Source organism: Ectobacillus funiculus, assembly GCF_004138295.1.
Lineage (GTDB): Bacteria > Bacillota > Bacilli > Bacillales > Bacillaceae_G > Ectobacillus > Ectobacillus funiculus.
In genome coordinates this window covers 1-15,340 of record NZ_SCFM01000086.1, presented here as the reverse complement: position 1 = coordinate 15,340, position 15,340 = coordinate 1, and the positions used below count along the sequence as shown (strand labels likewise).

Here is a 15,340-nt window from a genome sequence, read left to right as displayed (position 1 = left end):
TTTGTTTAGTTTTCAAAGTTCATGTGTCACCGTAGCGACTTATCTAATATAATATATAACCTATTCGCTGTCAACGTTTTTTTAATTTCCCTCGCGACAACGTTTATTAATTTATCATATATCCCCATAATGGTCAACACTATTTTTGTTTATTTTTCAAAACCCGTAAAAATACCCGTCCCATTAATGTACCTTAAAGAAAACTCGCTGATTGGCGAGCTCTGCTCTTGGGCGAAGACAGAGGCGTAGTTGCACTTACATTCTATCCTCCAAAATTTCCTGCCACGTGAATTCATTTCTAGCTGGAATCTTATATTTTCTGAAAGCAAAATAAAAAGGCTCTACTGAGATGAGCCTTTTTCATGAAAGAATATACATTTGAATTACAGCTAGTGCACCTAATCCAGGAATTCCAAGAAAACCGCACACAGAGGCTGTGATGAGATTAATTGGAATATGCAAGTTCAATTGTGCTCCAATTACATTCAAAACAAATAGCAATAAAGCCCCAACAAGAACCCTTATAATGGACATTCCAATAAAACGAAATGGCTTTAATGGCGCACCTGCAAGCATAAGCAGCATAATAATACCAGCAACAATTGCTATTACCGCAATATGATCCATCATCTTCTCTCCCTTACAACTTGTACTACATCTATATGAGCAGACAATGGGAGACATACCATTTTGTATATGAAAAAGTAAGACTGCAAGCAAGAATTCACGTAAAAGGAAAACTCGAGCTGTTCAGTGAAGGCAGGAACATCGTTGCACTTACCCTTTCTTAAAGTGAAAAATAAATCGCCATATATAACCATTTTTTTCATCCGGTTATACATGGCGATCCATTTCTTAGAGAAAATTAAGAGTTGTCCTTGTTTCAAGCTAACTTTTTCTCTTACTTTAATTTCTTTACCTGTACTTTACGCTGCTTTGCTTCTTTCAACAAGTAGAGATATTTCGCTTCTGTAATTTTCAAGTGGCAAATTACATCCTCTGATGGCTCTAAACTTCTCTCCATCATTCTCTCTTGTCTCTTCCATTCATTCTTCTGTTGCTCTAATAGCTGCACAAGCTTTTCATCGTATTCACGTCTTAAAGAACCCTTTCGGCGAAAAAATATCATAGTTTTCTCCTCAAAGCTCTCTGCGTCCTTCTAAAGCTTTAGATAAGGTTACCTCATCCGCATACTCCAGGTCTCCACCTACAGGAAGCCCATGAGCAATCCTTGTAACCTTAATCCCCGTTGGCTTTAGAAGGCGGGAGATATACATAGCTGTTGCTTCTCCCTCAATATTTGGGTTTGTTGCTAGAATAACCTCTTGTACTGTTTCATCTTGAAGTCGCTTTAGCAGCTCAGGAATACGGATATCCTCAGGTCCAATCCCTTCCATTGGAGAGACTGCCCCGTGCAGCACATGGTATACACCTCGATATTCCTTCATTTTTTCCATTGCAATTACATCCTTTGGCTCTTGCACAACACAAACCAGCGATTGATCACGATGAGAATCATCACAAATGTAGCATGGATCACGGTCAGTAATGTGCCCACATATAGAGCAGTATGTTAGATTTCGCTTAGCATTGACTAAAGCCTTTGCAAAATCCAGTACATCATCTTCCTTCATATTCAGGACAAAAAAGGCCAGACGAACGGCCGTTTTCGGACCAATTCCTGGCAGTTTCATAAAGCTGTCAATCAGCTTTGATATAGGTTCTGGGTAATGCATGATACAGCCTCCTAGAATAGTCCGCCCGGCAGATTTAAACCTTTTGTGAACTGACCCATAGTAGAAGATGTTATCTCATCCATCTTTTTCAAGGCATCATTTGTTGCTGTTAATATAAGATCCTGCAGCATTTCAATATCCTCTGGATCTACAACCTCTTCTTTGATTTTCACTTCTAGAATCTGCTTTTGGCCATTTACAACAACGGTTACCATTCCACCGCCGGCAGTACCTTCAACTGTTCTTTTTTCTAATTCCTCTTGTGCCTCTTGCATTTTTTTTTGCATTTTTTGCATTTGTTTCATCATATTATTCATATTGCCCATTCCACCACGCATCATGTTACATTCCTCCTATATAATTATTCTTTTATTTCTACCAGATTCTCCCCTACGATTTTAATTGCTTCATCAATAAGAGGATCCTCTTTTGGTATCGGTTTTTCTGTTTGATCTAGTTTGAGAAACTCTTCTCGGATATCCTGCCAATTTTCCTTCGGGACTGGTACCATTTGTAGGCTCTTCCCTGACAAATTGAAAAGGATTTGCTCCATAGCTTGGATTCCCTGCGTATTATTATTCACCAAATCAGCATGAACACTATGTTCAAAAGCCAAAACATAGTAATCGGAAGCAGCAGCAACAGGTTCACTGTTCTCCAATAATACTGCAAACGCGACTTTGCTTTGCTGTTTTAGTTGTTCGAGTACTTCTCCCCAAATCCCTTTAACTCTCTCTAAATCTTTTCGAGTAGCCTTCTTTAGAACTTCATGGATTCGTCCTGCCGGCACATTCCGCTTTGTTCGGCTTTGTTTTGGAGCTTTTTTCTCTACAACCGGCAACGCTTCCTGTGAAATTGCAACACCATTCTGTTTTAAATGTCTTAGTTCAGCTTCCATTTCCTGCATACGCTGCAAAATGGTTTGCAAATGATCTGAGCCTTGCTTTTTTATTAAAAATTGCTGGCAAAGCTTCACCATCACAACCTCTAAAAAGATACGCGGATGATTTGTCCATTTCATTTCCTGCTGGCTTTTGCTCAAGGTATGAATCACTTCATAAATCGTTTCGGCAGGAATTTGTTCGCTTAACATCCGAAAATCTTCATCAACTATGACACGCTCTAATAAATCCCCTAAATGCGGGGAAGTTTGATACAGGAGCATATCTCGATAGTAGTAGATAAAATCCTCCATAAAGCGCATTGCATCTTTCCCGTGATTCATTAGCTCATCGATAATCCGAAGAGCTTGGGGCACGTCATTCTCAAAAATACATATCGCTAAACGAGACAATTGCTTTTGTGCCACCGACCCAGTTACAGCTAGCACATCCTCAGTTGTGACTATATCTTCACTGTATGAGATAGCCTGGTCAATAAGGCTAAGAGCATCCCTCATTCCACCTTCTGCTGCTCTTGCTACAATGTGGAGCGCTTCCTCTGCTACCTCTGTTCCCTCATTCCGTACAACTGTTGCAAGACGGTCTACAATATCCTGAACAGAGATTTTCCGAAACTCAAAACGTTGGCAACGTGAAATAATAGTCGGAGGAATTTTATGAGGCTCAGTAGTGGCCAGAATGAAGATAACATGCTTTGGAGGTTCTTCTAATGTTTTCAATAATGCATTGAAGGCACCCATGGAAAGCATGTGAACTTCATCGATAATATATACTTTATATCGAACAGAGGCAGGAGGTGTTCTTACCTTTTCAATTAGGTATCGAATATCATCCACGCCGTTATTAGAAGCTGCATCCATCTCTAACACTTGATCGTTTGTCCCAAGCATGATAGATTTGCACGTTTCACATTGATTACAAGGCTCTACTGTCGGTCCATTCTCACAGTTAATTGCCTTTGCAAACACCTTTGCTATTGTTGTTTTACCAGTACCTCTTGGACCTGAAAATAAATAAGCATGGGGAACCTTCCCCTGAAGAAGGGCATTTTGCAATGTTTTCGTTACATGCTCTTGACCGACCACATCGCCAAATGCTTGTGGTCTCCAAGTTCGGTAAAGCGCCTGATATGACACGAAAGTACGGCCTCCTTCGAACTATTTTGTCTCACCTATTATACATGATTATCATAATGGAAGTAAAAAAGAAAAAGCGAGGGAGTAAGGTTTTTCAGGATTGAGGAATGTAACAAAAGCTTTGTCCCTACATAAACTCACCTTACTAGTATAAAATAAATCAACACTATTGCTAAACACCTTTTTAAACAGCAAAAAACCTGCTTTAAAAAGCAGGTTTAATAGCTATTATATAACTGCCGTGCACCTTCTGTCGATTGTGTGCCATAAGCGTTACCTAAGCAGTTAGCTCGGTCCAGGCACCCCTACGGCACACGAGAGCTTCCGCTTATTGCTGCTTCCTTCCGGACCTGACAAGATTCACAGATTCCCGTTGCGTAGGACCCAGACGTCAACACCACTTACTTAGGGCAGACCCTACAGCAAGCACAACCTCGAGAAAGGGATTCGGCCTCGCTAGAGCGGATTGCGAGTACAGGGCACCGCTACCTCCCCGCTTAGCACGGCAAAGTTGAAACCATATTTGGTTGCCTTATTGAAGGCATTTTTAGTATATCCGTTTTTGAACATAAATGCAACTTATCAGCAGGAAGTATTTTTACCCATGTTTTCCTTTGCCTTTCTCTTCTTCCTGCGAAGCTCCCGGAAAAACTCTGATAGCATAGCTCCACATTCCTCATCCAACACGCCGCTGACCACCTCGGCCTGATGATTGAAACGTTCCTCCTGCAGTAAATTCATCAGCGTTCCGGCACAGCCTCCTTTAGGATCACTTGCGCCATACACAACCCTCTCTACCCGTGATAGAACAATAGCACCAGCACACATTGGACATGGCTCTAATGTTACATAAAGGGTTGCATTTTCAAGACGCCACGTCCCAAGACTTCGACATGCCTCATCAATTGCTAGCAACTCCGCATGAGCAACTGAGCGCTGCTCTGTTTCGCGAAGGTTATGTGCGCGGCTTATAACTTCATCCCCAATTACGATAACAGCACCAATAGGTACCTCTTGCATCTCTCCTGCTTTTTTTGCCTCTTCTATGGCAAGCTTCATATAATATTCATCACGTTCCATTAATAAATCCCTTTCTATTTATTGCAAATAACTTTCCTTTTTTCAATCCACAATAAGAGGAAGAGAAAGGAGAATATATTTATGCACAAGACTGCCCTACTTATAATTGACTTGATTAATGATTTTCAATTTGAACATGGACCTATTTTAGCAAAAAAGTGCAAGGATATGCTACCAAGCATTCTACAACTAAAGAACTGGATTAAGAAAAACCAAGGTCATGTGATTTATATCAATGATCATTATAACCTCTGGCAGGCTGATATGAATAAGATTATCCAGCATTGTGACAATGAATTAAGCAGCCCTATCCTGAAGGATATTGCACCTAAGGAAGATGATTATTTTCTCATTAAACCCCATTATTCAGCCTTTTATGAAACTCCGCTAAACACATTGCTTGGACATCTAAAAGTACAGAATCTGATTTTAACCGGAGTAGCGGGTAATATATGCATTTTATTCACGGCAAATGATGCGCATATGCGAAATTATAAACTATATGTACCTAAAAATTGTATTGCGTCAAATTCCGAAAAAGATAATGAACATGCTTTAACAGTCATGGAGGCAATTTTAAAAGCAGAGATTTCTCCTTCTTCTCAGCTTTCTCTTCACTCCCTATTCGAAACAAGCTCCAAAGCATTGGAATAAGATAAATTTCATCCATCTATATTCTCATATAATTTTATCTGGAAGTTTTCAAAAGAAACGCATCTTTTCTCATCATCTTATGCTACAATAAGTCTGTTTTGATTCTTATTTACCTAAAGGCCCGAGTAAAGGAGAAGAAGCAATGATCAACATACCTTTCATTACAGTCGAGGGTCCTATTGGAGTTGGAAAGACCTCTCTTGCAAAAGCTATTTCAAATCATTTCCGTCTTTATTTGTTGAAAGAGATAGTCAGTGAAAATCCTTTTCTAGGAAAATTTTATCAAGATATTGAAGAATGGAGCTTTCAAACTGAAATGTTCTTCCTCTGCAACCGCTATAAGCAACTAGAGGATATTCATATGAAATACTTAAGCAATGCTATACCTGTTGTAGCAGATTATCATATCCTTAAAAATTTAATTTTTGCAAACAGAACCTTGAAACCTAGTCAATACCATAAATATATTCAAATTTATAATATTCTTACCCAGGACATGCCTACCCCGAATGTGATCATCTACCTAACAGCAAGTTTGGAAACATTACAAAAACGCATTTCGCTCCGTGGCAGGGAGTTTGAAAAGAAGATTGATCCGCAATACCTGTTGCAGCTTATCTCAGATTACGAAACTGCTATGAATCAATTCGCTAAAAATCATCCTTCCATTCCTATTCTGAAATTCAATGGTGATGATATGGATTTTGTAAACGAAGAGGATGACTTGAACTATATCTTATCTGCATTGGAAATTACACTAAAGAAGGAGATTACAAAATCATGAAGATAAGACAAAAATATAAGCTCCCCAATAACGCCGTTATTACGATTGCAGGCACAGTTGGCGTAGGTAAATCCACTATGACTAAAGCATTAGCAAAGGCATTAGGCTACAGAACGTCATTCGAGAAGGTTGATACAAATCCATACCTAGATCAATTTTATGCCGATTTCGCACGCTGGAGCTTTCACCTGCAAATTTACTTTTTAGCTGAACGCTTTAAAGAACAAAAAAGAATCTTTGAATATGGCGGTGGATTCGTTCAGGACCGCTCTATTTATGAGGATACTGGTATTTTTGCAAAGATGCACTATGAAAAAGGCACTATGACAGAGGTTGATTATCAAACGTATAAAGAGCTATTTCATGCCATGGTTATGACTCCATATTTTCCGCATCCAGACCTATTGATTTACTTGGAGGGCTCATTTGAGGACATTCTAGAACGGATTCGTGAGCGTGGAAGACCAATGGAGCAGCAAACACCTTTAGAATATTGGAAGGAAATGCATGAACGCTATGAGAACTGGATTAGTAACTTTAACTCTTGCCCCGTTCTGCGTCTTAATATTAATGAATATGATATTATGAAAAATGAGGAATCCATTGAACCTGTTATTGAGAAAATTGCTTATTTCCTGCATGAAACAAAAAGGTTTGTGAGATAATAAAGAGACTCATGGAATGTACCATGAGTCTCTTTATTATCCCTTGCTGCTTCGTTTAGCAGGGGCAATTAATTCATCTCCAGATTTTCCTGCATGAATCCGTTGTCTTACTGTACTTTGACTGAGTCCATATGCTTCAGCTATTTCCTTCACAGTCATTTCTACTCCATTTACAGTGGCTGTTAAAGCTTTCCCTTTTTGTTTTACCGGTTTCAGTTCTGTCACAATAGCATTGGTTGTTTGGCAAATACAGCCGCATAGCTTGCGAAAAGCCTCTTTGCTCACTATATTTGAAACATTAGAGGTACTGTTTAAAATTCGGTCTCTCTTACAAACAGGACACTGTACATAATAAAGTGTTTTTTCCTGCATAGGAAAAGTTTGGATAATTAGGTCCATTGTTGCTCCTTTCTGTTTGTTGAGATATTCACTATAAAGAAAACTCGCCAATTGGCAAGCCCTGCTCTTGGGCGAAGACAGAATCGTAGTTGCACTTACACTTCGCTCCTAAAATTTCCTGCTACGTCGAATCGATTTCTAGCCGGAAATTTATACTTTCTTAAAGTGAAATAAAAACTCGTTACAGCATTGTAACGAGTTTTCCAATCTCCACTTATATGCGCTGTTGTCGTCAATATTTAAGTGGCGGAGGAAGAGGGATTCGAACCCCCGCGCGGCTTTCACCGCCTCTCGGTTTTCAAGACCGACCCCTTCAGCCAGACTTGGGTATTCCTCCTCCTATTGACATGAAGTATTATAGCAGAAGAAAAAAAGAAGCGTCAAGCATCTTTACTTCTCCTGCTTCGTCTTTGCAAGTAAGTATAAGAGAGGATTCCTTTTTTATTTAATCACTTCTCTATTTCTCATATATGGGCGAAGTACCTCTGGGATAATAACAGAGCCATCCTCCTGCTGATAATTCTCTAGAATAGCCGCTACCGTACGACCAAGTGCTAATCCAGAACCATTCAATGTATGTACATGCTCAGGCTTTGATTTTGGATCACGGCGGAAGCGAATATTGGCACGTCTGGCCTGAAATGCTTCAAAGTTACTGCAGGAAGAGATTTCACGATACATATTATAGCTCGGAATCCATACCTCAATGTCATACTTCTTTGCCGCTGTGAAGCCTAAATCTCCTGTACACATACTTAGAACACGGTATGGCAGCCCCAACAGCTGTAATACACGTTCAGCATCATTTGTTAGCTTCTCTAACTCCTCATAGGAATCCTCAGGTTTCACAAACTTTACTAATTCCACCTTATTAAATTGATGCTGCCGAATTAATCCACGTGTATCACGTCCCGCAGAGCCTGCCTCAGAACGGAAGCATGCACTAAACGCTGCGTATTGAATTGGTAAAGTGTCACCACTTAGGATTTCATCACGGTGTAAGTTTGTTACAGGTACCTCCGCAGTTGGAATCAGGAAGTAATCCTCACTCTCAATCCGAAATGCATCTTCTTCAAATTTTGGAAGCTGCCCTGTTCCTGTCATGCTGTCACGATTTACAATGTATGGAGGTAATACTTCTTTATATCCATGCTCTTCTGTATGGAGGTCTAGCATAAAGTTAATTAATGCACGCTCTAATTTTGCTCCTAAATCTTTATAGAATACAAAACGACTTCCAGTTACCTTACCTGCACGTTCAAAATCTAAAATATCAAGATTTGTTGCAATATCCCAATGCGGCTTTGGCTCAAAGGGAAACTGTGGAAGTTCCCCCCAAGTACGGATTTCAACGTTATCATCCTCTGTTTCACCTACTGGAACGGACTCATGCGGAATATTAGGGATTGTTAACAAAAGTTTTTCAAGGTCAGCCTCGACAACACGAAGCTCCTCATCCAATGATTTAATTTTGTCGCCTACCTCACGCATCTCCAAAATCAAGTGCTCTGCATCCTGCTTTTCACGCTTTAGCACTGCAACCTGCTGAGAAACCTCATTTCGTTTCCCTTTTAGCTCTTCTGTCTGCACTAAAAGATCTCTTCTCTTTGTGTCCAATTCTTCAAAGCGGCCAAAGTCTGTTAAATCCTCGCCACGATGCTGCAGTTTTGCCTTTACCCCTTCAAGGTCAGCCCGTAATACTTTAATGTCTAGCATCTTAACCCTCCTTTATTGTGTAAAACATAAAAAACTCCCGTCCCTATAAAAAAGGGACGGGAGTTATGCCCGCGTTGCCACCCTAGTTGAAAGCACATGCTTTCCTCTCGAGAAGGATAACGGCTCTTCGCCGAAAATGCTTACTAGTTCAAGCACGTTCTGCATTTCGCTCAAGGATGGATTCACAGGCTGCTTCTACCGATTTGCACCAACCATCGGCTCTCTAAAAAAAGCTTATCCTGTTACTGTTTCCCGTCAACGCTTTATACTATATAGATGTTCATCATCAATTTACTATAATCTTTAACAACTTGCAAGGAAGTTATACAACCTTATTCGCTTTTGCTTCTTCCACCATTTTTACAAAATATGCTGTAATACGGTGATCATCCGTTAACTCCGGATGGAAAGAGGCTGCGAGGAATGGACCTTGCTGTACTGCTACGATACGGTCACCATGAGTAGCAAGCACATCTACATGCCCTTCGACACCCACAACATACGGAGCACGAATGAACACACCAATAAAGTCCTCACCGACACCTTTGATAGATAACGGCGCCTCAAAGCTTTCACGTTGCCTTCCAAAGGCATTGCGTTCAACAGTAATATCCATTACTCCAATATGAGCTTCATCATAACCCACAAGGTTTTTCGCCAATAGAATCATACCTGCGCATGTCCCAAACATTGGCTTCCCTTCCTGCGCAAATTGACGAAGAGACTCCATAAAGCCATATTTATCAATTAAACGACGCATCGTTGTACTTTCTCCACCAGGTAAAATCAGACCATCAAGCTCAGTTAGCTGTTCTACCTTCTTTACAACAACTGCACGTGCCCCGGAAGCCTCAATGGATTGTATATGCTCACGAACTGCTCCTTGAAGCCCTAATACACCAATTGTAATCATGCTGCGAGCTCCTTTTGATTACCAGCCGCGCTCTTGCATGCGTTGCTCTGGTAATAATGATGAAATTTCAATACCTTTCATCGGGTTGCCTAATCCTTTTGATAAACGAGCAATAAGCTCATAGTCTTCATAATGAGTTGTAGCTTCTACGATTGAGCGCGCGAATTTAGCAGGGTTTTCGGACTTGAAGATACCTGATCCTACAAATACACCGTCTGCGCCTAATTGCATCATTAATGCAGCATCTGCTGGAGTTGCTACACCACCTGCTGCAAAGTTTACAACTGGTAAGCGGCCTAAACGTTTGATTTCTAATAACACTTCATAAGGAGCACCAATATTTTTTGCAAATGTCATCAGTTCATCTTCACGCATTGCAACAACTTGAGCAATTTGGGAGTTCACTTGACGCATATGACGAACTGCTTCTACGATGTTTCCTGTTCCTGGCTCACCTTTTGTACGAAGCATAGCTGCACCTTCACCAATACGACGAGATGCTTCCCCTAGGTCACGGCATCCGCATACGAATGGAACTGTATAATCGCTTTTCTTCAAATGATATACTTCATCCGCTGGAGTTAGTACTTCACTCTCATCAATGTAGTCTACTCCTAACGCCTCTAATACACGAGCCTCTACGATATGACCGATACGGCATTTTGCCATAACCGGAATAGATACGGCACCTAATACTTCTTCAACGATTGTTGGGTCAGCCATACGGGACACGCCGCCTGCTGCACGAATATCAGCAGGAACACGCTCTAATGCCATAACAGCAACTGCGCCTGCTTCCTCCGCAATTTTCGCTTGCTCGGCATTGATTACATCCATGATGACGCCGCCCTTTTGCATTTCTGCCATTCCACGCTTTACACGTTCTGTACCTGTTAAATTGTTAACCATTTAAAGAACCCCCTCTATATAAATTGCTTCTTTTTTACTTTCCTAACGAAAATTAAGAATACTCTTACATTCTAACACTACATATTACCGGCTTGTCCACTATTTTTTACTGAAAAATCAAGACGAAAAGCAGGAAATTCCGTACATTCTAGAAATCCGTACATTCTATAAGATGAACAAAATATGAAAAAATATAAGAAAAAAGTCCCCTTGAGGGAACTTTTTTTTACACTTTAAAAAATAAAGTATAAATTTTCAGCTAGAAGCCATTGGACATGGTGGGAAGCTTTCGAGACACAGTGTAAGTGTAACTACGCCTCTGTCTTCGCCCAAGGGCGGGGCTTGCCAATCGGCGAGCTTTCTTTAAAACCAGCCTTTTACCGTGTCAACTGCCCCGTTCCAAATTCCGACAAAGAATGAACCTACCCCGCGCATTGCAAGCACAACCACATTTGCCTTCTCTACGTTAGCTTGTGCAATAAGCTCGGTTTTTAATTCTTTCCCTGAAAGAAAGCCTGGATCACTGTTATCTTTTGCTTTTAATGTCATATACCCTACTGTTGTTCCCTTCTTCACGGGAGCGGTAATTTCCTTATCCTCCAACTCAGCTCCTGTTATGTAGGTGTTTTTAGATCCTTTTGGAACTGCAACAACAGTGTCTTTTTTCGTTTCAATTCCAACTTCTTTTTCTTTTCCCTTTACAATATTTATCGTCTCTGTACCCTTTACCTCAGAACCTTTTGGATACAATTCCTTTACCTCAAAACCGCTAAAACCATAATCGAAGAGTTTTTTTGTTTCTGCAAATCGCGCCTTATCAGAGTCTGTTTTAATTACTACTGAAATGAGCCTCATACCATCTCGTTTTGCCGTACCTGTGAAGCAATAGCCAGCCTCCGGTGTAGAACCAGTCTTTAGTCCATCAACACCTTCATACCCATATACCAATCCAGGGAGCATCCAGTTCCAGTTCTCCATCTTAACTGGGTATTTTCCGCCTTCTTGGAACACTTTTTTAGGAACGCTTGCTGTTTTTAGGATCTCCGGATAATCGTCTATTAAGCGTTTTGCTAAAATCGCACAATCTTTCGCAGACATCTTATTTTGCTCATCAGGGCTTGTCCCAGCAGGTTGATGTCCCTTTAAATCACTATTTGTTAGACCAGTAGCATTTACAAACTTATAGTTCTTCAGGCCTAGCTCCTTCGCTTTTTCATTCATTGATTTAACAAAGTTCCCTTCAGAACCACCAATTAACTCAGCTAATGCAATGGCTGCTCCATTAGCTGAATAAATTGCCATTGCTTCATACAATTCCTTTACTGTGTAGGAGCCACCATTTTCAAGAGGAACATTAGATAAATTTGTATCCTGTGAAATCATATGCGCATATTCTGATATCGTTGTTTTTTGATTCCATTTGATTTTTCCTTTTTCTATTGCTTCATGCACAAGATATTCCGTCATCATCTTCGTCATACTTGCAATAGCGAGGGATTCATCGGAGTTTTTTTCATACAGTATCTTCCCTGATTGTGCTTCCACTAAAATAGCTGATTCTGCCTTTATATCCAAATCCGTATCTGTTTCCGCAAATGCAGCCTTATACGAAAACAATAAACTATACATCAATGTAAACAATGTAACTACAGCAAATACCCTTTTTTGAAAGAAAACGTTCACCTTGCTACCTCCAATAAAATGTTTTCACATAACGGTTATTCTAACACACTTCAAAAAAAATAGACAGAGTTAGAAACCTCTGTCCAAAAGATAGAATATTAAGATGAGTAGTTTGGTGCTTCCTTCGTAATCTGGATATTATGCGGATGACTTTCGCGCAAACCATTACCTGTCATGCGAATAAACTGTGCATTTTCACGAAGGTATTCTAAGCTCGGTGCACCGCAATACCCCATACCAGAACGAAGTCCTCCTACTAATTGATGTACTGTATCAGCTAGTGGTCCCTTGTAAGGCAGACGTCCTTCAATTCCCTCTGGTACAAGTTTTTTATTTCCCTCTTGGAAATAGCGATCCTTACTTCCCTGCTCCATAGCACCAACAGAACCCATACCACGGTACACCTTAAAGCGACGTCCTTGATAAATTTCTGTATCACCAGGACTTTCAGAAACACCTGCAAACATGCTGCCTAGCATAACTGCATGAGCTCCTGAAGCAAGCGCCTTAACGATATCTCCAGAATATTTGATTCCACCGTCAGCAATGATAGGCACACCGTATTTACGTGCCTCTGAAGCACAATCATATACAGCAGTTAATTGCGGAACACCTACACCGGCTACAACGCGTGTTGTACAGATAGAGCCTGGTCCAATACCAACCTTAATAATATTAGCTCCTGCTTCAATTAAGTCTCTAGTCGCTGCTGCTGTTGCCACATTTCCGGCGATGATATTAAGGTTTGGATACTTCGCTCTAATTTCGCGAACTTTTTCTAAAACACCTAATGAATGCCCATGAGCTGTATCTAATACAATAACGTCCACATGTGCTTTTACAAGCGCATCAATACGCGCTAATGCATCAGCAGTTACTCCAACCGCTGCTCCTACAAGCAAGCGACCTACCTTATCCTTTGCGGAGTTAGGAAACTCAATTACCTTTTCAATATCTTTAATCGTAATAAGACCTTGTAACGTACCTTGTTCGTCAACAAGAGGGAGCTTTTCAATTTTGTGCTTTTGCAAGATTTGTTCAGCTTCTGATAAAGTTGTTCCTACTGGAGCAGTAATGAGATTTTCTTTTGTCATTACATCAGAAATTTTCATGGAGTATTCTTGAATAAAGCGCAAGTCACGATTTGTCAAAATTCCAACCAATTTTTGCTCTGTGTCATTATTAACAATCGGAACACCAGAAATACGGTATTTTCCCATAAGGTGTTCTGCATCGTATACTTGATGATCTGGAGTTAGGAAAAATGGATCTGAAATAACGCCACTTTCTGAGCGCTTTACTTTATCTACCTGTTCAGCCTGCTGCTCAATTGTCATGTTTTTATGAATAATACCTAATCCACCTTGACGAGCTATCGCGATCGCCATTTCTGCTTCTGTTACAGTATCCATACCAGCGCTGATAAGTGGAATATTGAGCTGTAGCGTTTCTGATAAAGCAGTTTTTACACTTACTTCTCGTGGTAGTACTTCTGATCTTGCTGGGATTAAAAGAACATCATCAAATGTTAAACCTTCTTTAACAAACTTGTTTTCCCACATAAGTTATCCCCCTCTGTTTCCAAAATATTATTAGTAGCTTAACAACTGGGTAAAATACTGTCAAGGAAGTGTTGATATGTTTGAATTTTTAGAATTCTAAAGGAGCTTTTTTTATGGTTAAGATACAATCTACTTGGCAAAAATTAAGTTTTTTTATTTCTTCTGTGCATTCTCAAAATTACCTTTCTCATTGCTATAAGGAATTATGTATAGAGGATGGTGATCGAAAGAGTTTTGATAATTGTTACCCATTCATTTATTACCTAGAGCATGGAAAGAGTTATTACGAACTGGCAAAAGACTCTCCGCTTTCCATTAAGCCTGTTTTGCTTTTCTATGGCATGGTGCAGCTCTTAAAGGCATGCTTACTTACTGTAGATCCGAACTATCCGGAGTCGACCTCTGTATTGGCCCATGGCGTTACAACACGTAAACGAAAAAAACAAAGCTATGAGTTTTTACAGGATGAAGTAAAGATTCAAAAAAATGGATTATTTACACATATTGCAGAGCGAATGTTCCATGTGAAACACTTAGAGGGTGAAAAATACACAATGGAGGGATTACTAAAACATGTTGGGGAATTAATTGACTTATTTTCCTATAGTAAAAAAACTTCTGAGTATTTACCAATAGAAAGAATAAACGAGACAGAGATTGTAATTCCTCCTTCAGTGCTAGACAGTTATTATATGACAAAAGAACGATTTATTGAATACTTCCGTGGGGCATGCCCTCATTTAGATATACAATATTTACGAAAAGAAGCAGAGCAGCAGTTGTCCTTTTCATCTCCAATCAAAAACTGGAATGGATTGCTCTGCTCACCTTTAGCATATGATTTACATAAGGATCAATATTATCTTCCTTCTAATCGTGATAATAAAAATAATCTCCCTGAGTTATTAATTCATTACCTTCTTCTTTATAACTTGAGCATGATCTCTCGTTACGAGACAGAATGGTGGAGTGACTTGCTCCGTAGCTATTCAACAGAAGATTATCCATTTATTCATCAATTTCTTTCTGCTACATCTGAAAAGGTACCATATTATATTTATTTATTTCTGATACAGAAAGCATAATAACTTTCATTTCTCAGGTAATATAAAGAAAACTCGCTGACTGGCGAGCCCTGCTCTTGGGCGAAAACAAAGGCGTAGTTGTTCAAAATGCAAAAAGAACCGTTCCTCTGGATACG

Annotated in this window: 17 protein-coding genes, 1 tRNA gene, 1 other RNA gene and 1 other annotated feature; of the genes, 5 read left to right on the top strand and 14 right to left on the bottom strand. The window is 39.9% G+C overall.

All coding sequences use genetic code 11. From position 1 onward, the window contains the following. Window positions 1-360 precede the first annotated feature (360 nt). Window positions 361-627, bottom strand: a complete 267-nt coding sequence (locus EP737_RS24205; RefSeq protein ID WP_129731839.1) for a pro-sigmaK processing inhibitor BofA family protein — start codon at window positions 625-627, stop codon at window positions 361-363. Window positions 628-662: 35 nt separating this feature from the next. Between EP737_RS24205 and EP737_RS26680 the strand changes: the two genes are divergently transcribed. Then, window positions 663-791 carry a hypothetical protein gene (locus tag EP737_RS26680; RefSeq protein ID WP_281278929.1) on the top strand — a complete coding sequence of 43 codons (129 nt, stop codon included), beginning with the start codon at window positions 663-665 and terminating at the stop codon, window positions 789-791. Window positions 792-901: 110 nt separating this feature from the next. Here EP737_RS26680 and EP737_RS24200 read toward each other — a convergent pair whose 3' ends face one another. The 6 genes from EP737_RS24200 to tadA form a co-directional block, all read right to left on the bottom strand. Then, window positions 902-1,126, bottom strand: coding sequence for a YaaL family protein (locus tag EP737_RS24200; RefSeq protein WP_129731837.1), 225 nt, complete (start codon window positions 1,124-1,126; stop codon window positions 902-904). 13 nt (window positions 1,127-1,139) lie between these two features. Further along, complete coding sequence (gene recR / locus EP737_RS24195) at window positions 1,140-1,736, bottom strand: recombination mediator RecR (protein WP_129731834.1); 597 nt, start codon at window positions 1,734-1,736, stop codon at window positions 1,140-1,142. An 11-nt stretch (window positions 1,737-1,747) separates the two neighbouring features. After that, window positions 1,748-2,077, bottom strand: coding sequence for a YbaB/EbfC family nucleoid-associated protein (locus EP737_RS24190; RefSeq protein ID WP_129731832.1), 330 nt, complete (start codon window positions 2,075-2,077; stop codon window positions 1,748-1,750). Window positions 2,078-2,097: 20 nt separating this feature from the next. Then, entirely contained in the window at window positions 2,098-3,774 is a 1,677-nt protein-coding gene (gene dnaX / locus EP737_RS24185) for a DNA polymerase III subunit gamma/tau (protein WP_129731830.1), read from the bottom strand. 239 nt (window positions 3,775-4,013) lie between these two features. Then, an RNA gene (gene ffs, locus EP737_RS24180) (signal recognition particle sRNA large type) lies at window positions 4,014-4,280 on the bottom strand. Window positions 4,281-4,356: 76 nt separating this feature from the next. Next, window positions 4,357-4,854, bottom strand: a complete 498-nt coding sequence (gene tadA, locus EP737_RS24175; RefSeq protein ID WP_129731828.1) for a tRNA adenosine(34) deaminase TadA — start codon at window positions 4,852-4,854, stop codon at window positions 4,357-4,359. 81 nt (window positions 4,855-4,935) lie between these two features. Between tadA and EP737_RS24170 the strand changes: the two genes are divergently transcribed. The 3 genes from EP737_RS24170 to EP737_RS24160 all read left to right on the top strand — a co-directional run bounded on the left by EP737_RS24170 (window position 4,936) and on the right by EP737_RS24160 (window position 6,957). Beyond that, window positions 4,936-5,508: a cysteine hydrolase family protein gene (locus EP737_RS24170; RefSeq protein WP_129731826.1), complete on the top strand. Its 573-nt coding sequence runs from the start codon at window positions 4,936-4,938 to the stop codon at window positions 5,506-5,508. Window positions 5,509-5,650: 142 nt separating this feature from the next. Further along, a complete protein-coding gene (locus EP737_RS24165) occupies window positions 5,651-6,292 on the top strand; it encodes a deoxynucleoside kinase (RefSeq protein ID WP_129731824.1) in 642 nt (213 codons plus the stop codon). After that, window positions 6,289-6,957 (top strand): deoxynucleoside kinase, encoded by a 669-nt coding sequence (locus EP737_RS24160; RefSeq protein WP_129731822.1) that lies wholly within the window; start codon window positions 6,289-6,291, stop codon window positions 6,955-6,957. The genes EP737_RS24165 and EP737_RS24160 overlap by 4 nt, the downstream gene beginning before the upstream one ends. A 36-nt stretch (window positions 6,958-6,993) precedes the next feature. Here the strand turns inward: EP737_RS24160 and EP737_RS24155 are convergent, their stop codons facing one another. The 7 genes from EP737_RS24155 to guaB form a co-directional block, all read right to left on the bottom strand. After that, window positions 6,994-7,356, bottom strand: coding sequence for a sigma factor-like helix-turn-helix DNA-binding protein (locus EP737_RS24155; RefSeq protein ID WP_129731820.1), 363 nt, complete (start codon window positions 7,354-7,356; stop codon window positions 6,994-6,996). A 244-nt stretch (window positions 7,357-7,600) separates the two neighbouring features. Further along, window positions 7,601-7,693: transfer RNA gene (locus tag EP737_RS24150), tRNA-Ser, on the bottom strand. A gap of 104 nt (window positions 7,694-7,797) precedes the next feature. Then, window positions 7,798-9,072, bottom strand: coding sequence for a serine--tRNA ligase (gene serS / locus EP737_RS24145; protein WP_129731819.1), 1,275 nt, complete (start codon window positions 9,070-9,072; stop codon window positions 7,798-7,800). A gap of 49 nt (window positions 9,073-9,121) precedes the next feature. Next, window positions 9,122-9,340, bottom strand: a binding site (T-box leader). A 54-nt stretch (window positions 9,341-9,394) separates the two neighbouring features. Beyond that, on the bottom strand, window positions 9,395-9,985 hold the full coding sequence (gene pdxT, locus EP737_RS24140; protein ID WP_129731817.1) for a pyridoxal 5'-phosphate synthase glutaminase subunit PdxT: 591 nt from the start codon (window positions 9,983-9,985) through the stop codon (window positions 9,395-9,397). A gap of 18 nt (window positions 9,986-10,003) precedes the next feature. Further along, window positions 10,004-10,894, bottom strand: coding sequence for a pyridoxal 5'-phosphate synthase lyase subunit PdxS (gene pdxS, locus EP737_RS24135; protein ID WP_129731815.1), 891 nt, complete (start codon window positions 10,892-10,894; stop codon window positions 10,004-10,006). 363 nt (window positions 10,895-11,257) lie between these two features. Continuing rightward, a complete protein-coding gene (locus EP737_RS24130; RefSeq protein ID WP_129731813.1) occupies window positions 11,258-12,577 on the bottom strand; it encodes a D-alanyl-D-alanine carboxypeptidase family protein in 1,320 nt (439 codons plus the stop codon). 98 nt (window positions 12,578-12,675) lie between these two features. After that, the gene (gene guaB / locus EP737_RS24125; protein ID WP_129731811.1) at window positions 12,676-14,139 is read right to left on the bottom strand and encodes an IMP dehydrogenase; all 1,464 of its coding nucleotides are present in this window, start codon (window positions 14,137-14,139) and stop codon (window positions 12,676-12,678) included. A gap of 113 nt (window positions 14,140-14,252) precedes the next feature. On the opposite strand from guaB, the gene EP737_RS24120 reads away from it, so the two are divergent. Continuing rightward, window positions 14,253-15,224 (top strand): YaaC family protein, encoded by a 972-nt coding sequence (locus EP737_RS24120; protein ID WP_129731809.1) that lies wholly within the window; start codon window positions 14,253-14,255, stop codon window positions 15,222-15,224. Window positions 15,225-15,340: the final 116 nt, after the last annotated feature.